Below are 22357 nucleotides of genomic sequence, written 5' to 3' on the forward strand. Positions count from 1 at the left end.
CAGAAACAGGAAAATGTCAGGGAGGCAGCATGAAACTATACGAAAAAAGCAAAGAAGAGCGTTTATCTAAGGAATTATTTGAAAATCCCCCGTCTGAATACAGGGGAGCACCATTCTGGGCGTGGAACTGTAAAATGACCCGGGAACATGTGGAACATGCATATGCAGAGCTGGAAGAAATGGGGATGGGAGGAGCCCATCTTCATTGCCGGACGGGAATGAACGTCCCCTATTTGGGTGAAGAATTTATGGAACTGGTCAAACACAGCCTGGAGGAGGCCAAAAAGAGGAATATGCTTCTGTGGCTGTATGACGAGGACCGCTGGCCATCGGGATATGGCGGGGGATTTGTCACAGGCGACCATCAGTACCGCAGCCGTTTTCTCGTGTTCAGCCCGTGGAATCTTACCGGCAGGTATTTTAAGCCGGTCTATATATCCGGTGCACAGGCAGTACGAAGCATGGAACGGGAGCTTTTGCAGTGCTACGGGGTAAAACTGCAGGACGGATGGATGGAAGATTACGTTATGCTGAAAGAGGAACAGGAACCATCACCCGGATATGAAAAGTGGTATGCTTACATGGAAGTGTCAGGAGATAATCCCTGGTTCAATAACCAGGCATATCTGGACACTCTGAATCCGGAGGCTGTAAAACAATTTCTTCTTGCGGCCCATGAAAAATACGCTGAGAAAGTGGGAGGGGAATTCGGAAAACGGATACCCGCCATCTTCACAGATGAGCCCCAGTTCTGCCATAAAGGGAGACTGGGTTATGCTGATGCCAGGGAACAGGTTATTATTCCTTATACGGATGACCTGGAGGATTCCTTCCGGATGAAATATGGTCACAGCCTGCTGGAAAAGCTCCCGGAATTATTCTGGGAGGCAGGAGAAGACCAGGTGTCAGAGACCAGATACCAGTACCACGATCATATTTGTGATCGTTTTGTGCAGTCTTATGCAGTGCAGGTGGGGGACTGGTGTAAAGCCCACGGCATCCGTCTGACCGGACATATGATGGAGGAACCGGAGCTGATGTCCCAGACGGCAGCTCTGGGGGAGGCGATGCGGTCTTATAAAGCCTTCGATATTCCGGGGATTGATATACTCTGTGACAGCCGGGAGCTCTCTACAGCAAAGCAGGCGCAGAGTGCGGTTCATCAATACGGACGAGAGGGCATGGCAAGTGAACTATATGGTGTGACAAACTGGGATTTTGATTTCCGGGGGCACAAATTACAGGGAGACTGGCAGGCGGCCCTGGGAGTCACAGTCCGCGTACCTCATCTGAACTGGGCAAGCATGGCTGGGGAAGCCAAGCGGGATTATCCTGCCGCAATCGGTTACCAGTCCCCTTGGTACAGGGAGTATAAGCTGATTGAGGATCACTTTGCAAGGGTAAATACCGCCGTTACCCGTGGTACGCCGGAAGTAAAAATCGGCGTCATTCATCCCATCGAATCATATTGGCTATATTGGGGAACAGAGGAAAAGACCAGCGGAATCCGACGGGAACTGGAAGACGGCTTCCGGTCAGTGATCGAGTGGCTGCTGTACGGCCTTCAGGACTTTGACTTTATATCCGAATCCCTGCTTCCCGAACAAATGGAAACAGGACAGATTGAAAATGGTAAATTTCCGGTAGGAAAGATGAAGTATGATGCAGTAGTGGTTCCAAACTGTATAACCTTGAGAAAGACCACAGTGGAACGCCTGGAGAAATTCAGGGAACAGGGAGGGCAGGTGATTTTTACCGGCAGGCTTCCAAAATACATGGATGCAAAGAAGGACAGCCGCCCGGGACAGCTGGCAGAAAAATGCAGGTATGCCGCATTTTGCGCCAATGAACTGCTGAACAGCCTGGAGAACTGCCGACTGGTAGAAGTAAGAGATGCAAGGGGGATTCGGGCGGATAATCTGATCTATCAGATGCGAAATGACGGTTCCGGCCGCTGGCTGTTCCTGTCCCATGTGAACCGCATGAAAAATCAGGATATCCCCAAACCGGTGCAAAATACCATAACCCTTGACGGCTATTGGGACTTGACCTTGTATGACACACTCACAGGAGAAACCAGAAAACTGGAATCGGTCAAATACCGGGGAAAGACAAATATTACAATGACACTCTATGAACATGACAGTCTTCTTCTGTATATGGAGCCTTTTGCACCAGTTACAGATCAAGCGGACACCGCACACGATGGGGGAAAGACCTTATCTTTGGGAGAAGAAGCAGAATTGGAGAACATTTTCATTACACCTGATTCACCCATGAAGTATACTCTGTCAGAACCGAATGTGTGCATTTTGGATATGGCAGAGTATCAGATGGACGGGGAAACATGGCATTCCAGGGAGGAAATACTGCGTATTGACAATCTGTTCCGGGAAAAACTGGGATATCCAAAGAGGATGGAAGCTTTTGCCCAGCCCTGGACAGACCAGACAGAGTACCCCTATAACCATAGCCTGACTCTGAAATTTTCCGTCCGGTGCCTGACGGCCCTGGAAGATCTTCATCTCGCCCTGGAAGATGCAGGGGATGTTGAAATCCGGGTTAACGAAAGATTCGTATCCGGAAGTTTGGACGGATGGTACGTGGACCGGGATATCCGCACGGTACCCATTGGAGGACTGCAGGAAGGCACAAATGAAATTCTGGTGAGGATACCTTACAATGAAAAAAGAAATATAGAAGCCATGTATCTTCTGGGAGAATTTGCGGTATCTGTGGAAGGCAGCAGAAGTGTGCTGAGAGAAAAGCCGGAAACACTTGTGTTCGGTGACATCACCCGGCAGGGCTTTCCTTTCTATGGGGGGAATGTAACCTATGAACTTCCGCTGACGCTTCCCGAAGGTGAAGTGTACATGGAGATCTCAAGATTCCGAAGTCCGGTACTAAAAGTGGAACTGGATGGGGAGAAGGCAGGGCATATAGCATTTTCTCCGTACCGTATTTCGCTGGGGAAAGCAGCGTCTGGAGTTCACCTGTTTCAAATAACCAGCTTTGGAAACCGGGTCAATACTTTTGGTGCCATACACAACTGCAATGAGGTGGAACGGTGGTTTGGTCCAAATGCATGGAGGAGTACGAAGGAAGAGTGGTCTTATGAATATTTTATCAAAGAGACCGGAATTTTGAAAGCACCGGAGATTTATGTGATTACAGATAAGAACGCATGAGTATGCAGTTTTGTTTTAACAGCTGAATAAGATAAAAAGTCCGTATTTCTTTATGATAAAAGGAATCCGGGCTTTTTTTGGGTTCAATTGACCTCCTGCACGATTGAGTAAAATAACTTACAATGGAATTGGACCAGGTGATGTTCGAATTAGTACTATGTACGATTTTAAATGCTAAACAGGAGAGATAAGTGTACAATATTATCACAAATAGAAATGAAAAGATTGATTAATTAGTAAAAAATAACAATAAAAGGAGGGCGGAACAAGAAATAGCTGACAGAAAAAAGTTAAATGCGGAGAAATATAAATTAAGATCATGGAGGAAGGTACAAATGAAAAAGACATTAGCAGTAGTTCTGGCATTAACAATGGCAACCGGATTGTGCGCTTGCGGAGGCTCACAGGGAGAGGACGGTACAGCAAAAGGTATCCAAAATACAGCCCGGACAGATCAGGGGAAATCAGAAGATATTGAAACACCGGAAAATACGAACAGTGCATCACCGGAAGAAGTAAATCTAAGGATTTTAATACAGGAAACATCTGCTGATTCGGTAGAAGCAGCCATAGCGCCATACTTGGAACAGAATCCCAATGTGAATGTGGAGCTGGTAAAAGCGCCTGACTTTGTGGCAATGAATCAAAATGCAATTGCAGCCCATCAGGCGGATGATGACTATGATTTGATTACCGTTAATCACGTTGATACCCTTGCTTATGTAAAAGGAGATATTATACAACCCATAGATGAATTTGTGAAGGCGGATGGAATCAATTACGAGGATATCATATTTACCTCTTTACTGGAACAGGGCAAATCTGATGGACAGCTATTTGCAATACCAATTAATACAGGAACAAGAGTATTAGCGGTTAATAAAGAACTATTTGAAAAATATGGACAGAAATATCCGGAAACCCAGAAAGAAATGCTAGAAGCGGCAGCTGCTATGACCAAAGACGGAAACTTTGGTTTTGTAAATTCCATGTGTCGTAATTCATACGTTCCAACCTATGAACAAGGCGTATTTTTAATGGGTAACGGGGGTAGGCTGTATGAAATAGAAGATGGACATCCAGTGGCAAAAATTGACACACAGGAAATGAAAGATTTCCTGAATTTTAATGTAGAACTTCTAAAATATATGCCAAAAGACTGCCTTACTATGACAGAGGACGATGGAAGAAAAGCCTTTGCCACCGGAAATATCGGAATGTATGTATTTGGCCCCTGGGAATACTCCTTAATGCCGGAAGTAGATTTCACATATGAATTAATTAAAATTCCAAGCGGCACAAAAGAGCAGGCATCTACGTCAGGCGGATTCCAGATGGCAATTGGAAGCGGTTCGAAAAATGCAGGGGAAGCATGGAACCTTATGAAGTATATAACTACAACTCCCGAAGCTATGGCAAGTATGGCAGCAACGGATCTGCCCACAATGGAAGATGCATATAAAGTGGCACCTTATACAGATAAAAAATATGATATTTTCAGAGATCAGTTGGAAACCGCTTACCTTGCCGGAATACCTGTGCCTAATTTAAATGAAGTGTCAGAAGATTTCTTTTCCTATTGGACCGATGTTCTGTATGGAAAGATACCGGTAGATGAGGCTTGCAGTAAAGCGCAGGACAGCGTTCAAAAGCTCCTGGATAAAAACAAATAAAACTTATGACTGCGTCAGTTTATGACGACGCAAAGTCGTGAGGCCGGTAAATATTTATAGGGGCTATAACAAATTGTGGGTGATGGAAAGGGGTATGAAGTTTTGTTCAAATCTAAGAGATTCCGGGGAATGTTTCCCTATTTACTTATAATACCAGGTATCTTATTGCTTCTGCTGGTTATTTTCCTGCCATTTTTGCAGAATATATTTTATAGTTTTACAGATTATTCCCTGCTGAATTCGGATACTACGCTTATTGGAATTGAAAATTACACCAATATTATCCAGGGAGATGAGTTTGCGGGGGCATTGGTCAAGAGCCTTATATATGTGGCCATCGTAATTAGTTTTGTTGCTATCTTCGGTTTAATTGCTGCATTTTTACAAAACTCCAGAACCATGAAGGGAGTAGGAGCATTACAGGTTTTTTTACTGATTCCATGGATTTTACCAGAGGTTGTTACCGGATATACCTGGAAATTGCTTTTAAACTATCAGACAGGACCATATTATAATCTACTGGAAACATTACATATCATTCCAGCGGGGGAAGATATATTCTCAAACAGCGTGTACGCCATGCTTGCGGTTGCCTTTGCTAATATATGGCGGGGATTTCCCGTAGTAGCCATAACCGTTTTTGCAAAACTTCGTACCCTTCCATCTGATCAGGTGGAGGCGGCAGTGATCGATGGAGCGAACAGATGGGTTTTATTTAAATCCATTGAGATGCCGCATATTGCAGCGGCGTTTACTTCTGTTCTTACATTGTGTTTTATCTGGACATTTAATTCATTTGGTTTAGTACATGTTATGACAGGAGGCGGACCGGCAGGCGCTACTGAAACACTGCCGGTTTTGCTGCAGAGAAAAGCATTTAAATTCTTTGATTATTCAGATTCATCTGCTTTTGCTGTTATGATGATACTTGTGTTACTGGTAGTTGTATTAGCAATGAATACAATTCCAGGGATGCTAAAAAAAAGATCCGCTGACTTATAGGAGGTGCTTATGGTTGGAATGAAAAAAAAGAAAGGATATCTGCTGTTGAAGTATATCATATATATCGGTCTGCTGCTTTTTTTAGTTTTTCCCTTATATTGGATTGTTTCTACTGCCTTTCGAACAGACAAAGAAATTTTTAACAGTAGTTTGTCGTTAATCCCACAGTCTTTTACGATAGCACATTTTCAGGATGCATTTATCAAAGTTGACTTGTTGAAATGCTTAACAAATAGTCTCGTTATCACCTGTATTACGGTAGTCATCAGCATCCTGACCGGATTATTAATGTCATATGCCTTTGCAAGGAAAAATTTTCGTGGAAAGCGGTTCTTAAATTCAACGATATTATTAACGCAGTTTATACCGATGATTGCATACATTATTCCGTTGTATCTGATCATGAGTAAATTAAAAATGCTGAATACTTTTTCATCCTTATGGATTACCTATTTGGGAATAGCATTTCCTATCGCGGTAGTATTGCTGATTAATTATATTAATGATGTACCTGTTTCACTGGAAGAAGCGGCATGTATTGATGGATGCTCTAATTTTAAGGTTATGTTCTACGTGGTGTTTCCCCTGGCGATGCCGGGAATAATATCTACAGCGATATTTATATTTATCACCATATGGCAGGAATATCTGGTGGCAGTATCATTTATTTCTAACGAAAAGTTATACACCGTTTCTATGGCTCTGGCAAAATTTCAGGGACCCCATGGAACTGATTGGGGCGGCATTATGGCTGGTGCGGTTCTGATCTCTATTCCGGCAGTAGTATTATTCCTGTGTTCCAGAAAAATGTTCACGGACAATCTGGCAGGTGGGGTAAAAGGTTAAGCAGGCTCATGAAAGGAGCCATCAGCAGCAGAACCATGAGAGATCAGATCCCGGTACTGAGAAGGCGTAAAACCTGTAAACTGTTTAAAGACCGAAGAAAAATAATTACTGGAGGAAAAATTCAGATCGAAAGCAACATCTGTAATATTATAGTTCTCATCCAGCAGCATATTTTTTGCATACTCCACTTTAAGAGAGTTGATATACTCTCTGGGGGTTATGCCCATCTGCTCCTTAAACTTTGTTTTTAATCTGGAAACAGACAGATTGCATACTTCGCTGATGGATGAAAAGTTGATGTATTCGGTTATATTTTCCTTAATGAAGTCAATCGCTTTCTGAATATCACAGGAAATATCCTGGGAAATGTTTTCGGTAAGGGTGAGTCTGGTCAGGAACGAAAGAAACAGGCTGTGACCCAAAAGTTTCCAGGCAGGATCTTCCGAGCAGAAGTAGTCAAAAGACTGCATCAGCAGCAAAAGTTCTGAATTGCCAACCTTATTCGTCCTCTTTTTGTAGCAGGATAACTTTTGATATAGTATATCGCTCAGGGGTGGTGATAAGCCAAGAAAGTTACTGCATTTCGTCATATCGATCTGAAACCAGATGAATTCACAAACAGCCTGATGAGAATTGTTATTACCATGAGGTTCATCAGGAAAGGTAGTGAATACATCCTGTCCGAACAGATGATAGGTATGTCCGTTGACAGAATATTGCTGATGACCGTTAATTATGGTTACAAATTCTAAACGGTTTTTATGATAATGCTCAGATAAGGGAGCAGAAGCCCGGTTTAGCGTAGCCCGTGCGATCATGTGTAAAGATGGAATCTGAATATGCTGTTTGTTCAGTTTCTTAAAATCCTTTTCCCAGATATAGTCATCGTCAAAGCATTCAGTCATAGGTACCTCCATAAAGGGTTTTCTTATGACTTAATATAAGGTATGGAAATCATTTTTGCAATATCCAATAATTACATAAAGGCTGCGTAATGACTGTCTGGAGAAATCAATGCTTCAGTCAGTACGCAATGAGCTAAAAATAAAGCATTCTGGTGATATGTCAAGACTAAAATGAAAAAGATTTTGATATGATTTTCTGAAAAAAGGGTGCACTTAATAAACATTCGAAAAAATGAAGTCAGTTTCGAATATCAGTTCGATTCAATATTATATTCGGCGTCCAATTGTTCGCCGGTGTACAGTTGGTTTTTGACCAGCAAACCAAAAACGAGTCGTACAAATTTACGAGATGTAAGCGCGAGTGCTCTCTTGTGCTGATGTTTGGTTACTTCAGCATATTTTTTAGCATAGTATTCACCATATTCCGGTATGTGTCGCCTGACGCTGTTTGCAGCTTCACCCAGATAGTAACGCAGATAGGCGTTACCAGCTCTGGTAATCGGATTGTCTTCTGATGAGAAATCTCCAGAATCGCTTTTTCGCCATGTCAGGCCTGCATACTTGGCAAGTGCATCTGATGAGTGAAACACATTAATATCGCCGATTTCAGACAGCATACCAGCAGCCCATACAGGCCCTATTCCTGGAATGGATTTCAGGATAGTAAATGCATTCGGATTCATGCCATTCATACTTTTTTCGATTGCCTGATCTACCAGTTTCATTTCTTTTTGATAGGTATGGATACAGTTAAATGAACTTGCTAAAGAAACATTTAGCGGCTCATACATGCATTTGTCCAATCGATAAGAATCTCTTGCAGCTTTTTTTAGAAGTTCAGAGGTCTTTGATAGATCAGCGATGCGGTTTCTGCTTTTCAGGGAAAGGAATTGCAGAAGTACTTCTTCGGAAGAATCGATAATCTCCTGTGGAGACAGGTATTCTGTTAAAACAGCAGAAGAAGTAGCACCATACAGGTTACTAAAGGGCTGCGAATCATCATCCAGAAGCTGAAGTTCACTGAATTTCAAGTAAAGATTTGATACCATATAGGTTTTCTCTCTTGTAATGCACTCAGCAAGATGGAGGTGGTGTCTGGTCAGACGTTTTAGAGCCAGAAACTGGCTGCCACGCCATGGCTGACATTTTTTAATACGTCCGCATCGTGCAAAATCAGCGATGAGATACGCATCAAGCGGATCTGTCTTGTCCATGCCAATATAAGATTTACGGTAGTTTGCAGTCATCTTTGGATTGACACAAAACACGTAAGGGCGATAGGGCATGAGCGTTTCACAGGTAGACAGAAAATTGGCGATGTGAACGCTGTAAACGGAGGTGGCTTCCAGTGTAGCCACAACCGTATTGAGGTTTTTATGATGTGCCATACAGTCAGCTATCATGGCGGCAAGTTCTTCCGCCCCAGGCTGGTTGTTCTGAAAGGATGAAGAAATGTATTTGTTTTCATCGAAGTCGATGGCACATACAACGTTGGATTTGGAACTTACATCAATACCAACAAACAAAGTGGACATATAGTTGATCTTTATCATGTAATCACGCTCCTTTCCGATCCAGATTATTGGAGCCTTAAGCAAAAGGTTTATCCTGTGCTACATATGGTGACCGCAGCCTCGCGTTATGAGCATTCATCCAGTCAGCATTTTTTGCTGGTGCTCCGGCTGGAGATGCAGCTTCTGTGTAAGCGGAATGTGCCATGTGTGCCAGGCTGCATGCTTTTGAAGCAGTCACGGACAAAGCCGGCTGAAAGGAGACGAAGCAGTGCCTTCGGACATCAGACTCTGCTGATATCATACCACAGGATTAACCATATGAAAAAGTAACTATTGACTGTATAGATGGGAATAGGATGAGGGGAATCCTCAGAGATGTCCTTACCTCTATACCATAAAAAAGAATAAGTCTGTAAGCTGTGTTTTTCTTGCTTACAAACTTATTATACGAGGAGATATCACATGACATCAAGAGAGTTAGTAAATGCAACCCTGGAGTTTCGAAATACAGATGGAAGGATTCCGAGACAGTTATGGTATCTGCCCTGGGCAGATATGAATCACCGGGAGATGGTGGAACGCATCCATAAGGAATACCGGGATGACATCGTAGAGGCGCCCACAATTTTAAAGACGCCAACGCAGTCCAGGGGAAATTCCTGCGAAGTGGGAGAATATGTGGATGACTGGGGCTGCAGATTTATTAATATCCACCAGGGAATTATCGGTGAAGTAAAAGAAGCATTAATTAAGGATGAGGATTGGCTGGATGCCGATAGGGTCCATATTCCGGAAGAATTGCTTGATTTTGATAAGGAAGCGGTAAACCGGTTTTGCAGGAATACAGATCAATTTGTTCTGAGCGGCTGTTGTCCGCGCCCATTCGAGCAGCTCCAGTTTTTAAGAACCACAGAAGAGTTGTATATGGATTTAATGTATCCGCCCCAAAAGATGACGGAGTTTATTTCCAAAATGCATCACTTTTACTGCAGACTGGTAGAAAAATGGGCACAGACAGAGATTGACGGAATCATGTTTATGGATGATTGGGGAAGCCAGAATAACTTATTAATCAATCCCAGGATCTGGGATAAGATATTTCGCCCAATGTATAAAGATTACATAGAAATAGCCAGAAAGTATGGCAAAAAGTCTTTTATGCATTCAGACGGGAACACAAAAGAAATATATCCCAGAATGATAGATTTGGGGCTTGACGCTTTCAATTCACAGATTTTCTGCATTGGACTGGATGAGCTGGAAAAATACCGGGGAAAAATTACGTTTTGGGGGGAGATAGACCGTCAGCATATTTTACCGGATGGTACCAAAGAAGAGGTTACAGAGGCAGTTCAGCAGGTTTACCGGAAGCTTTGGAAAAATGGGGGATGTATTGCACAATGTGAATTTGGACCCGGTGCTGATCCCCAGAATGTTTATACGGTTTTTGAGACCTGGGACAGATTAAACAAGGCAATGGAATAGGAGGGGTTCTATATGCAGACAGACCACTGTAATCTGGATCTTTATCAGTATCAACTGGATGTGATACATAATCAGACAAATGGAAGAATCCTCTGGCAGCCAAGAATCGGGTGCTGGTATGATGATAAAAATTTTGCAAAGGAAGAACTGCCAGGCAGGTTCAAGGGGGCCAAGCTTCCGGATATTTACCGGGAACTGGGATGTTCCAACCGGATTTATGAATATAACGACTGCTTTAAAATAAAGGAAGACAGCAGTATTAAAAGAAGTGAAAACAAAATATCAGAAATGGAAACAGAGCAGATCATCGAAACACCGTTGGGGATTCTCAATTGTATTATGGTCTCAAACTCTTCAAATTCCGGAAGCTTTCCCAAAAAGTGGTGGGCAGAAACGGAAGAAGATCTGGATGTAATGTGCTATGTGGTGAACCACCAGGAGTGGGAATGGGACCAGGAAACATTTGATAAAATCTATGGTAAATGGAATAGAATTGGCGCTCCTGCTATTTTTATGCCCAGGGTAAATATTCAGTATCTGTATATAGACTTAATGGGGGTGGAAAATGCAATCTATGCGCTGGCTGATTTCCCGGAAGCAGTAGAACGGTTTTTTCTTGCACTGGAACAAAACCAGGAGCGCATGATTGCGGTTATCAACCAATCACCCATAGAGATGATTAATTTCGGGGATAACCTTCATTGTAAAACTTTGCCACCATATTATTTTGAAAAATATGTACTTCCCGCATACCAAAAAAGGTGTAAGCTGCTTCATAAAGCGGGAAAGTTTGTCTACTCCCATTGGGACGGTGATACAAAAGATATTCTGAGATACGCTAAAATGACAGGATTAGATGGCATAGAAGCAATCACGCCGAAACCACAGGGAGATGTTACATTACAGGAAGTGAAAGAAGCACTGGGTGATGATTTGTGGCTGATAGATGGTATCGCAGCTATCTTATTTGACAAGGAGTTTACCGAGGAAGAATTAACAGATCAGGTTCAGGAATGTATCCGGTTGTTTGCACCAAAGCTGATACTGGGGATATCCGATGAATTATCTTCAACCGGCGATATCGAACGTATCCGCCTGGTAGGCAGAATCGTAGATGAATATAATCAGAAAATATCATTATCCAAAGCGTAAACGGGCATAATACAGCATAAAATGAAAAAGAACAGCAGACCCGAATCAAACGGTGCATGCTGTTCTTTTAATTTACTCCAAATACCTTGTGCCCTTTTAATGTTCTCCTAATTCCTTATTCGTTTCCGGAAACGAAACCGTAACCTTAAATAAATCACCGTCAACATCAATATCCAGGTTGCCGTAACACATTTCCGTAAAACTCTTAGCGATGGAAAGTCCAAGCCCGTTTCCTTCCGAACTTCGTTCCTTGTCTCCGCGTACAAAACGCTCGGTGATATCGCCATCCGTAAAGTTCATTTCGTATCCGGCAATATTTTTGATAACCGTTGTTACGCGTGTGTTTTCTACCGTAAGGTCAATGTAGATCCTGGTTCCGGTAAGAGAATATTTCAGTGCATTTTCAATCAGGTTTTGGTAAACCCGGTACATTCTTTTTCCATCACCCAGGAAATAGGCATCCTCTTTACAGAAGTTTTTCTTGATTACCAGACCGGATTTTTGGATCTGATCATCCATATCGCCCAGGGTCTGTTCCAGAAGTTTTCTCATATTCAGGCATTCCAGTTCCAGTTCGATGGTTCCGCTGGTGGCTTTCGAAATTTCGAATAAGTCCTGCACCATATCTTTAAGCCGGTCAGATTTCTGTGCCAGAATCTTCAGATAATCATTTGCTTCTTCAGAGAGACCTTCTTCCTTTTGCAGTAAGTCTATATAGCTGATAATCGATGTCAGCGGAGTTTTCAGGTCGTGAGACACATTGGTTATCAGATCCACCTTCATCCGCTCGCTTTTCTTCTGTTCCGTGGCGCTGTTCTGCATCTGCTTCTGAATGGAGACCAGCTGAACGGAAGCTTTTTCAAATGCCGGATTTTTCTTTAAAGTGCCATCAGGATGATAAGCGCCGCCGGATTCAATCAGTTCTACCGCATCCAGAACTTTCCCCATACGTCCAACCGTCTTTTGTCCCCCTATATATTGGAAAATACCAACAAAACCGCAAATATATAACACGAAAATGAATGCAACTCCCAGACCTCCCGTATACATTATAAAATCAGAGGCCCCTAAAAATATAAGCAGGGTAATCATTAGTACGATTATACAGATCACTCCGGTTACGGTATGACGGAATTGCTTTTTCTGAAAATCATAATTCTGCTCATATAGAGATCTGTTTTGCCGGTGTCGTTCTTTGAGTTTTGGCAATAATGTCTTGTAACGGTTGTTGTTTCTCAATTCCAGAATTTTAATATGCCGGATGAAAACCAGAATCAAGCCGGAGATTACCAGCATAAACGGTATAGAAAGTAAAAACAGGTTCAGGGAAGTCAGCAGAAACGTAAAGCTCATACCCAGGCTGCCGGCATTATCAACAATATTCCAGAACCATCCATGAAAAATAAATGCCTTATAAAACAAGTAGAAGACCAGCAAAAGAATAAGCGGTGTCTCTAATTTCCAGTTATCAAAATAGTCGATAAACATATCTTCCCTATCTGCACCTAAACGCCGGACCAATTCAATAACAGCTAAGACAGCTGCGGCGCCGCAGGCATAAACAGCCAGCCACACTAAAAAACCGGGAGCCGAGTCTGATAAGGAAAGTTCTGCTGAAGACGCGCTGATTCCGGACAATGCAAGTGTCAGAATACCAAACCATACATATTTATAATCTTTGTCAGTGTTGCAATTTTTCAATTTTATATCCAATTCCCCATACCACCTTTAAATATTGAGGCGTCTTCGGATTAATTTCGATTTTTTCCCGAATGCGCCTGATATGCACCATTACCGTGTTCTCCACCGAGTAAGCTTCTTCGTTCCATACCCGGCTGTAAATTTCTTCCGCAGAGAAAACTCTGCCTGGATTGCTCATCAGAAGCTCCAGTATCTTATATTCTGTTGCAGTGAGCTTTGCATTTCTGCCATTCACCTGGATTTCTTTACCGTTCTTATCCAGAACGAGATCCCCAAGTGCGATGATATTATCATTTGTCTGTTCCCCTGTACCGATTGTACCAAGTGCCAGATACCGGCGAAGCTGTGATTTTACTCTTGCGATCAGTTCAGCCGTATTAAAGGGCTTGGAAACATAGTCATCAGCGCCCATAGATAAACCGAGAACTTTATCACTCTCCTCCGTTTTTGCAGACAGAATGATAATCGGTATGTTTTTGCTCTCCCGGATTTTCATCATTGCCGACAGGCCGTTTAGGCGGGGCATCATCACATCCAGCAGGATTAGATGGATTTCATTACTCATAACCAGATCCAGAGCCTCCATCCCATCATAGGCGCGAAGCACCTGATAACCCTCCAGTTCTAAAAGCTTTGCAATTGCACGTACAATTTCCCGGTCGTCATCCACGACCAGTATTTTTCCAAACTCCATATTTATTCCCACTGCATATTGCAGGCAAGCCTGCAATACTGCCACAATCAAACAGGTTGAAAGAATCACATCGTGGCGTCCTTTCTGAATCGTAATTTTCTATCAACCTTTCCTCCCAGAGCGTGTTTTAAAATTCATTAAATTTATTATAGCCCATAATACCGTCATTTTTAAGTGTTATTTCTGAAATTTTTCTTACAAAATAAAATTCATGCAGTAAGTAGCCTTTTTTGCATTCGTTTGGTATAATGATTTCAAAGTAAATGATTACGTCTGCAGTCAAGCCGGATGCTGCATATTTAAATGATTCTAAAACAATGCTTGGGGCAGAAACGACAATAATAATGAAGGAGTAAATTTTTTTATGACAGAAAAAGAAAAATCACATGCAGGTATGCAATACCAGCCGGGGGATCCTGAATTAGCGGCAGACCGCGACGTGACTGTAAAAAAGTTATATGACTATAACAACATACACCCGCTTGACCGTGAAGCTCGTCAGGCTGCCATACAGGGACTGCTTGGCAGTACCGGTGCTAACTGCGTCGTGGAGCAGCCGCTTTTCTGTACATATGGGTATAACACTGCGGTGGGCGATAATTTTTTCCTGAACGTCAACTGCAAACTCATGGACAGCGGAAAGATTACCATTGGAAACAACGTATTTATTGCACCCAATGTATGTATTATAACAGAAGAACATGCAATGGATGCAGCCCGGAGGATTCAAGGTCTTGAATACACGCATCCGGTTCATATCGGTGACAACGTCTGGATCTGCGCAGGGGTGATGGTGCTGCCTGGCGTAACGATTGGTGCAAACAGCGTAATCGGTGCAGGCAGTGTTGTTACGAAAGACATTCCGCCAAACAGTCTGGCAGTTGGCAATCCGTGCAGGGTAATCCGCAAAGTAAATGAGGATATCGCTGATTAATACCTGGTACTCCATCCGGACTCACGCTCTATAGCAGTATTGTAAATATAAAGAAAGAAGGAACCAGAGTGAAAAAGAACAAAGTAACCTCATCAGACGTAGCAAAAGCTTCCGGGGTTTCCCAGGCAACTGTTTCCATGATATTAAATAAGAAATACAATGTATCTTTTTCCAAAGAAACAGTTGAAAAAGTGGAGAACACAGCCCGTGAGCTGGGGTATGATATTCCAAAGCGCAGAGTAAGAAAAGATAATAAAGCCAGGAAGCTCATTACCGTGTTCTGCCCGACGCTGACCAATCCCTATTATGTAATGCTGTTGCAGGGAATTGAAGGGGTTGCCAAAGAAGAGGGTTACGCGGTATTTGTTTGCAATACCCAGAGAGATCTGAAAATGGAAGAATATTATTTAAAAATGATGGATAGCGTACAGCCTCTTGGAATTATCTATACCAGCAATCCAAGTACCTGTTTTATGGAACAGGTAAAGGAATTAGCGGAACATATTCCGTTTGTGGTAATTAATAACCGGGAAGATATCATGGAAGTAGATGCTGTAGAACTGAACAATTCGAAACCAGGCAGGCTGATGGCAAAACATCTGCTGGAACTTGGTCATCAGAGGGCGGCATTCGTGTCCCCTCCGCTGACAGACCGGCAGAGGCAGCGGTTTAAGCGTGTAGAGGGATTTGTAAAAGAGTTTCGGGCAGCAGGATTTGGGGATACGGTATATGTGAAATCAGCCGATGAGGACATGGATACCGTCATGCCCAGTATTGATTCGGAATACAAGATGGGCTACGACCTGACTAAGGAGCTGCTAAAAGAGCATGATGACCTGACGGCTATTGCAGGACTGAATGATATGATTGCCTTTGGCATTATGGACGCATTATATGAAGCCAAGCTAAAGGTCCCGGGGGATGTATCCGTGATTGGCTGCGATAACATACTTTTTTCGAAAATGAAGCGGATGTCCCTTACTACAATTGAACATTTTGTGCCTTTGAAGGGAAGAGATGCCTGCGATATTATTATCCGGAAAATTCATTCCAAAAACAGCCTGGATGCCCTGGAACTGCAGCCAACCAGTATTTATCACGTAGAGTACGAACCCAGATTGATTGTTCGGGGAACAACCTCCTATGCCAGGAATTAAAAAAATAAATTAAATACTTTTTTGAAAATTATTATTAATAAAAATGAAGAATAGCTGCAAAAATACTCCAAAAAACCCAAGAACAACTGTAAATCTCAGAAAAAGCATGATATTTCTATTAATAAAAATATAATTATTAATAGATAAAATAATTAATAAAATTCTGGACCTATTGAACATTTAAAAACATATGCTATACTGTTAATAACAAAGAAAAAATGAATCCAAACAGTGATTCATAAAAATAAATCTCATAACCACACATTCCAAAGGAGGAAACAAAATGAAATTTTTCATCGACACAGCAAAGGTAGAGGACATTAAAAAAGCAAATGATATGGGCGTTATCTGTGGTGTTACTACAAATCCATCCCTGATCGCAAAAGAGGGAAGAGATTTTGTTGAAGTAATCAAAGAAATCACATCCATCGTAGACGGACCGATCAGCGGAGAAGTAAAAGCTACTACAACAGATGCAGAGGGAATGATCGCAGAAGGAAGAGAAATTGCGAAAATCCATCCAAATATGGTAGTTAAAATCCCAATGACTGTAGAAGGATTAAAAGCTACAAAGGTTTTAGCAAGTGAAGGAATCAAGACAAATGTAACATTGATCTTCTCAGCTAACCAGGCATTACTGGCAGCAAGAGCAGGAGCATCTTATGTATCACCTTTCCTTGGACGTCTGGATGATATCTCTGTAAGAGGTGTTGACTTAATCTCTGAAATTGCTGAGATGTTTGCAGTAGCAGGAATTGACACTGAAATTATCGCAGCAAGCGTTCGTAACCCGATTCATGTAACTGACTGTGCTTTAGCCGGTGCAGACATTGCAACAGTTCCTTACTCTGTTATTGAACAGATGACAAAACATCCGTTAACAGATGCAGGTATTGAAAAATTCCAGGCAGATTACAAAGCAGTATTCGGAGAATAATAGAAGGTCATTGATATATGGAACCGTTCTGAAGTATTTAAAAGCGGACATCCGGGAGGAGATTCGTATCAAATTAAGTACTTTACATATTGTATATATTAAGGTTATAATGTGACTATCCGGTCCAATACCCCGCTTAAACTGGCGGGGCTCAAATTAGCAGCGCAGCAGGCTGTGGGGTATTGACCTTCGCAGCAGCGCCAGATGGACATACAGTTATGTCCGCCTGGCTCTTTGCTCGCAGGAATAAATTTCAGGAGGATTATATGAACAAATTAGAGCTTCAGAAAACTGCCAATGAAGTCCGTAAAGGGATCGTAACTGCAGTGCATAGCGCTAAAGCAGGACATCCGGGCGGATCTTTATCAGCAGCAGATGTGTTTACTTATTTATATTTTGAAGAAATGAATATTGATCCGAAGGATCCAAAGAAAGCAGACAGAGACCGTTTTGTATTATCAAAAGGACATACCGCTCCGGGACTCTATTCCACTTTGGCTAACAGAGGATATTTTCCAGTAGAAGACTTAAAAACATTGCGTCATCTTGGTTCCTATTTACAGGGACATCCGGATATGAAACATATTCCGGGTGTAGATATGTCCAGCGGATCTTTGGGACAGGGAATCTCCGCAGCAGTTGGAATGGCTCTTTCTGCAAAATTAAGTAAGGAAGACTACCGTGTATATACCCTGCTTGGTGATGGTGAGATCCAGGAAGGACAGGTATGGGAAGCATCTATGTTCGCAGGTGCCAGAAAGTTAGATAATCTGGTTGTAATCGTAGATAACAACGGACTGCAGATCGATGGAAATGTTGCAGATGTTTGTTCTCCTTATCCCATTGACAAAAAGTTTGAAGCATTCAATTTCCATGTAATCAATGTTGCCAACGGAAATGATTTCGATCAGTTAAAAGCAGCATTCGATGAAGCAAAAACAGTAAAGGGAATGCCAACGGCGATTGTTATGAAGACAGTAAAAGGCAAGGGAGTTTCCTTCATGGAAAATTCAGTAGCCTGGCATGGAACTGCTCCGAACGATGAGCAGTATGCAGTGGCTATGTCAGATTTAGAAAAGGCAGGTGAAGCATTATGTCAGAAGTAAAGAAAATTGCAACCAGAGACAGCTATGGAAATGCTCTGGCAGAATTAGGAGCAACATACGATAATCTCGTAGTACTCGACGCTGACCTTGCAGCAGCTACCAAAACAGGTATCTTCAAAAAGGCGTTTCCAGAACGTCATATTGACTGTGGTATTGCAGAATGCAACATGGCTGGAATCGCAGCAGGACTTGCTGCAACAGGTAAAATACCGTTTATGAGTTCTTTTGCAATGTTCGCAGCAGGACGCGCATTTGAACAGGTTCGTAATTCCATTGGGTATCCCCATTTAAATGTAAAAATCGGTGCAACACACGCTGGTATCTCCGTTGGAGAAGATGGAGCAACTCACCAGTGCAACGAAGATATTGCGTTAATGAGAACAATTCCGGGAATGGTCGTAATCAATCCTTCCGATGATGTAGAAGCAAGAGCAGCAGTTGCTGCAGCAGCCACATACGATGGACCGGTATATTTACGTTTTGGCCGTTTAGCCGTTCCGGTAATCAATGATAAACCAGAATATAAATTTGAATTAGGAAAAGGTGTTGTCTTAAGAGAAGGCAAAGACCTTACTATCGTAGCAAGCGGACTTCCGGTATCGGCATGTCTGGAGGCAGCAGAAAAACTGGCAGCAGACGGCATAGAGGCAAAAGTGATTAATATCCATACAATCAAACCGTTGGATGAAGAATTAATCATTGCAGCTGCAAAAGAAACCGGTAAAGTAGTGACAGTGGAAGAGCATTCTGTGATCGGCGGACTTGGCAGTGCAGTATGTGACTGCTTAAGTGAAAATGCTCCAACAAAGGTTATGAAAATCGGTGTAAACGATGTCTTTGGTGAATCAGGTCCGGCTGTAGCGTTACTGCATAAATACGGCCTTGATGCAGAAGGAATTTATACAAAAATTAAATCTTTTGTTTAATCAATCATAATGTCATATGGAAGTCAGATTTTGTACATTAGTATGGAATCCGGCTGCCGTATGGCATATTTTTTTGTCTGCAGAAGAGGTGTTTCGCCATCAGCACGTGCCGCTTTGGGATCTGAATGTGCCATTACCACATCTTTATAAAGGTAAATTCAAACACACTCTGGTATTTAAACGTCCTTTTGGGTATAATAAATGAAAGAAAAATTATTGTTTAGAAAGAAGGGATATTATGACACGTGATGCAAGAGCTAGGAGAGCAAGAAGCCACCGTAATGATATGAATCAGGAATTTTACGAATGTATCAGGGATATTATGGAACATCCGGTGGTTCTGCTGATGAAGAAATTTCCGCATCATTGTGATACAAATTGTTATCAGCATTGCATGAATGTGGCTTATTATAATTATCAGATATGTAAAGTACTGGGACTGGATGCCAAAGCGGCAGCACGGGCAGGTATGCTGCATGATCTGTTTCTATATGACTGGAGAGAACATGCAGCAAAAACCGGCGACCGTTTCCACGGGCTTACGCATCCCAAAGTGGCTTTGAGAAGGGCAGAAAAATACTTTGACCTGAATGATATGGAGAAAGACATCATTTTAAAGCATATGTGGCCGCTAACCATCATACCGCCAAAGTATTTTGAATCTTATATTATCTGCCTTACAGATAAATATTGCGGAGCATGCGAGATCACCGACCACTACTCCGGGAAGATAATGCCCAAGAGGATCAAACTACCTTTTGGTTATCGTACCATGTATCAGTTAGCGTCTAAGGTAGCACCTGTAGTGGGAGCCAGGGCAGTCATAGGGGAGTATAAGTCTTCAAAATCCCACAGAGCTTCCAGAGAGTCTGTATCCAGGGCATAATAACGGCAGGCAAGCAGAATGCCGTCGATCATGCAGTCCGCCAGGTGCATTACAGTAGAGAGCCTGGTTGTCTGCAGAGCCAGATGAGCGAAGCGTCCTGCAGTATTAATGATTCCGGTAATGAATACATCTCCTACGGCATTTAATTTCTTTTCTACACCGGCTCCCGGAAGCAGGCTGCCTTTACCAATGGAAATGTATCCCTGATGCCGTTTCGTGCCCAGAGAAGCGTCTATAGCGATGATTGTATTGTTGCTGTGGCGCTTTTTTATATTTTGTATAGCCTCATCCAGATTGAGGGCGTGGATTGGCGAATCTAAAGTTCCGTATACCGGAAAATGACGTCCTAATTGTTTTTTTAATCGGCTTCCGATTAGAGGACCCAGGCTGTCACCGGTTACACGGTCGCTTCCGATGCAGACAAATACGGGGGGAGCCTGGCTAAAATCGGGGCTTTGTAAAAAATCCAGTAAATGCTCGCCTAAAACAATCGGGGCATTTTTTTCTTTTGAGTTAATATATTGTGTTTTTTTCAATGAGTCGGAATGCATGTTCTTTACCCTTTCTGATGCTTTTCTAAAGTTTATCCTCATTCTTTTTAAATTATTCACTCAATGTGATACCGTATTTCGAGATTAATTAAATAAATATAAAAAACCATGCCGCCAAAATTCATATTATGTCGGAAATCTCTGGAATTCCTTACCACGAATTGATAAAATCTGCATTCAAAATATGATAATCTCTGTAATATCATGGAACCAATAAAGGAGTGAACAGGGGTATGATAGAAGTCATTTACAAAGGGGAACACAAAGGGGATAAAGATGGAGAAGCACAGGTAGCACTGCCAAAAAATATCAGGCAGATCGGAGAAGGCGGACAAGACAGGAAAATTTACATTGAGGATTACGCGGTAACTTACATGCATCAGTTAGCAAACGATAGAAAAGAAGGGACGCAGCGGGCAGCGGCAATTCTTCTTGGGGAAGTACAAAGGGCAGGTAAGAACCGTTATATATTTATAAATGGAGCACTGGCGGTAGACGAATTAGATTTCGGGGAAGAAATGTGGGACAAAGTCCAGCAGCAGATGATGGAGTACTTTGACGGCAGGGAAATCGTCGGCTGGTATCTGGGAGAGGAAGAATCCACGCTGATCGCAACGGAAGAGATGCAGCGGATACATGAAAGCCAGTTCCCCGGAGAAGACCAGGTACTTATACTGAGAGATTTTACAGAGAATGAATCAGCGGTATTTGCAGTTGAAAGCGGCAGGCTCGTGGCTCAGGGCGGTTACTATATTTATTATGAAAAAAACATCATGATGCAGGAGTACATGGTGGCTATGAACAAGGACCGTTCAGTAGAAGAAGAGACAGAGGTAAAAGATGATGCAGTACAAAGCTTCCGAAAGAAAATAGCGGAAGAGAAAAAAGAGAAAAAAGAAAAACAAGAAAAGAAAGAGTCGGACAAGCAGCCAATTACTACAAAGCTTTTGTATGCAGCCAGCTCTTTTCTTGTGCTTACCGTTCTTATAATAGGTGTTACGCTGATTAATAATTATGATAAAATGAAAGACATGGAGATGGCACTTGCCGGGATTTCTGAATCCATGGGAGGCAAAGACGCTGCGGCAGAAGGCGCTGATGATTCCGTATCTGCAATGGCACCTGCTCAGACAAAGACAGATAAAGAACAAAGTGTTTCTGAAAAAAATGCAGCAATTGATAAAAATAAAGAAGGCAGCATTAAGGAAACAGAACCACAGCCGGCTACGGAAGAAGCCAATGGAGCAAAGGGAAACAAAGGAACAGAGGTATCAGAAGCTAACGGGCAGTCAAAATCGGATGCAGCAAATAGTACGGAGGCTTCCAAGGAGTCCAATGCGGCAGTATCTGAGAGTCAGGAAAGCAATGCGGGCCAGAACAGCCAGGCACATCAGGCAGACCAGCAGGATAAGACAAGCCAGTCAGAAGAGCCGGAAGCGCAGGGACAGGCAGACCCCGCAAAGCAGCCGGCAAGAGAGACATTGGGACGAGCTTCTTATGTAGTAAAGGTAGGCGACACTCTGGCAACCATAAGTGAAATGTATTATGGAACGCTTGATAAAGTAGAAGATATCTGCTCCTTAAATGGAATTACAGATAAAAATACGATTTTACCCGGACAAAAAATTGTACTCCCATAAAAAAATATGTTATACTGTTTCAAACGATAAATCAAAATAACACTTGGAGATACGAAAGAG

19 protein-coding genes are annotated in these 22357 nt (G+C 42.4%); 13 read left to right on the plus strand and 6 right to left on the minus strand.

Features of this window, described 5'->3' with window-relative positions:
- The first annotated feature begins 29 nt into the window (after nucleotides 1-29).
- From CD03_RS0124155 to CD03_RS0124170, 4 genes are all read left to right on the plus strand, one after another.
- Nucleotides 30-3188 (plus strand): glycosyl hydrolase, encoded by a 3159-nt coding sequence (locus CD03_RS0124155; protein WP_027295826.1) that lies wholly within the window; start codon nucleotides 30-32, stop codon nucleotides 3186-3188.
- Nucleotides 3189-3523: 335 nt separating this feature from the next.
- Nucleotides 3524-4861, plus strand: coding sequence for an ABC transporter substrate-binding protein (locus CD03_RS0124160; RefSeq protein ID WP_027295827.1), 1338 nt, complete (start codon nucleotides 3524-3526; stop codon nucleotides 4859-4861).
- Nucleotides 4862-4936: 75 nt separating this feature from the next.
- Nucleotides 4937-5863 carry a carbohydrate ABC transporter permease gene (locus CD03_RS0124165; protein WP_156043022.1) on the plus strand — a complete coding sequence of 309 codons (927 nt, stop codon included), beginning with the start codon at nucleotides 4937-4939 and terminating at the stop codon, nucleotides 5861-5863.
- Nucleotides 5864-5872: 9 nt separating this feature from the next.
- Nucleotides 5873-6709: a carbohydrate ABC transporter permease gene (locus CD03_RS0124170; protein ID WP_052377953.1), complete on the plus strand. Its 837-nt coding sequence runs from the start codon at nucleotides 5873-5875 to the stop codon at nucleotides 6707-6709.
- Here the strand turns inward: CD03_RS0124170 and CD03_RS36455 are convergent.
- The 3 genes from CD03_RS36455 to CD03_RS38050 form a co-directional block, all read right to left on the minus strand.
- Complete coding sequence (locus CD03_RS36455) at nucleotides 6706-7614, minus strand: AraC family transcriptional regulator (protein WP_052377954.1); 909 nt, start codon at nucleotides 7612-7614, stop codon at nucleotides 6706-6708. The genes CD03_RS0124170 and CD03_RS36455 overlap by 4 nt on opposite strands.
- A 251-nt stretch (nucleotides 7615-7865) precedes the next feature.
- Nucleotides 7866-9167 carry an IS110 family transposase gene (locus tag CD03_RS0124180; protein ID WP_027295830.1) on the minus strand — a complete coding sequence of 434 codons (1302 nt, stop codon included), beginning with the start codon at nucleotides 9165-9167 and terminating at the stop codon, nucleotides 7866-7868.
- Between the two features lie 37 nt (nucleotides 9168-9204).
- Nucleotides 9205-9429, minus strand: coding sequence for a hypothetical protein (locus CD03_RS38050; protein WP_152614144.1), 225 nt, complete (start codon nucleotides 9427-9429; stop codon nucleotides 9205-9207).
- A 161-nt stretch (nucleotides 9430-9590) separates the two neighbouring features.
- Between CD03_RS38050 and CD03_RS0124190 the strand changes: the two genes are divergently transcribed.
- Nucleotides 9591-10613, plus strand: a complete 1023-nt coding sequence (locus tag CD03_RS0124190) for a uroporphyrinogen decarboxylase family protein (RefSeq protein ID WP_027295831.1) — start codon at nucleotides 9591-9593, stop codon at nucleotides 10611-10613.
- Between the two features lie 12 nt (nucleotides 10614-10625).
- Nucleotides 10626-11765, plus strand: coding sequence for a uroporphyrinogen decarboxylase family protein (locus CD03_RS0124195; RefSeq protein WP_027295832.1), 1140 nt, complete (start codon nucleotides 10626-10628; stop codon nucleotides 11763-11765).
- Nucleotides 11766-11861: 96 nt separating this feature from the next.
- Here CD03_RS0124195 and CD03_RS36460 read toward each other — a convergent pair whose 3' ends face one another.
- Both CD03_RS36460 and CD03_RS0124205 read right to left on the minus strand, forming a co-directional pair.
- Nucleotides 11862-13478, minus strand: a complete 1617-nt coding sequence (locus CD03_RS36460) for a sensor histidine kinase (RefSeq protein ID WP_052377955.1) — start codon at nucleotides 13476-13478, stop codon at nucleotides 11862-11864.
- A complete protein-coding gene (locus CD03_RS0124205; RefSeq protein WP_027295833.1) occupies nucleotides 13447-14160 on the minus strand; it encodes a response regulator transcription factor in 714 nt (237 codons plus the stop codon). Before CD03_RS0124205 ends, CD03_RS36460 begins: the two co-directional genes overlap by 32 nt.
- 364 nt (nucleotides 14161-14524) lie before the next feature.
- Here CD03_RS0124205 and CD03_RS0124215 point away from each other — a divergent pair, with 364 nt between their 5' ends.
- The 6 genes from CD03_RS0124215 (at nucleotide 14525) to CD03_RS34660 (ending at nucleotide 20106) form a co-directional block, all read left to right on the plus strand.
- A complete protein-coding gene (locus CD03_RS0124215; protein WP_027295834.1) occupies nucleotides 14525-15094 on the plus strand; it encodes a sugar O-acetyltransferase in 570 nt (189 codons plus the stop codon).
- Nucleotides 15095-15162: 68 nt separating this feature from the next.
- On the plus strand, nucleotides 15163-16251 hold the full coding sequence (locus tag CD03_RS0124220; RefSeq protein ID WP_027295835.1) for a LacI family DNA-binding transcriptional regulator: 1089 nt from the start codon (nucleotides 15163-15165) through the stop codon (nucleotides 16249-16251).
- A 283-nt stretch (nucleotides 16252-16534) separates the two neighbouring features.
- A complete protein-coding gene (gene fsa, locus CD03_RS0124225) occupies nucleotides 16535-17188 on the plus strand; it encodes a fructose-6-phosphate aldolase (protein ID WP_027295836.1) in 654 nt (217 codons plus the stop codon).
- A gap of 266 nt (nucleotides 17189-17454) precedes the next feature.
- On the plus strand, nucleotides 17455-18294 hold the full coding sequence (locus CD03_RS0124230; protein ID WP_027295837.1) for a transketolase: 840 nt from the start codon (nucleotides 17455-17457) through the stop codon (nucleotides 18292-18294).
- On the plus strand, nucleotides 18282-19220 hold the full coding sequence (locus CD03_RS0124235; protein ID WP_027295838.1) for a transketolase family protein: 939 nt from the start codon (nucleotides 18282-18284) through the stop codon (nucleotides 19218-19220). The genes CD03_RS0124230 and CD03_RS0124235 overlap by 13 nt, the downstream gene beginning before the upstream one ends.
- 286 nt (nucleotides 19221-19506) lie before the next feature.
- A complete protein-coding gene (locus CD03_RS34660) occupies nucleotides 19507-20106 on the plus strand; it encodes an HDIG domain-containing metalloprotein (RefSeq protein ID WP_242849151.1) in 600 nt (199 codons plus the stop codon).
- Here the strand turns inward: CD03_RS34660 and yyaC are convergent.
- Complete coding sequence (gene yyaC / locus CD03_RS37420; protein ID WP_242849152.1) at nucleotides 19998-20642, minus strand: spore protease YyaC; 645 nt, start codon at nucleotides 20640-20642, stop codon at nucleotides 19998-20000. The genes CD03_RS34660 and yyaC overlap by 109 nt on opposite strands.
- Before the next feature lie 248 nt (nucleotides 20643-20890).
- Here yyaC and CD03_RS34665 point away from each other — a divergent pair, with 248 nt between their 5' ends.
- Nucleotides 20891-22297 carry a LysM peptidoglycan-binding domain-containing protein gene (locus tag CD03_RS34665; RefSeq protein WP_044289630.1) on the plus strand — a complete coding sequence of 469 codons (1407 nt, stop codon included), beginning with the start codon at nucleotides 20891-20893 and terminating at the stop codon, nucleotides 22295-22297.
- The last annotated feature ends 60 nt before the right edge of the window (nucleotides 22298-22357 follow it).

It is taken from the genome of Robinsoniella sp. KNHs210 (genome assembly GCF_000686105.1).
GTDB classification, from domain to species: Bacteria; Bacillota; Clostridia; order Lachnospirales; family Lachnospiraceae; genus Robinsoniella; species Robinsoniella peoriensis.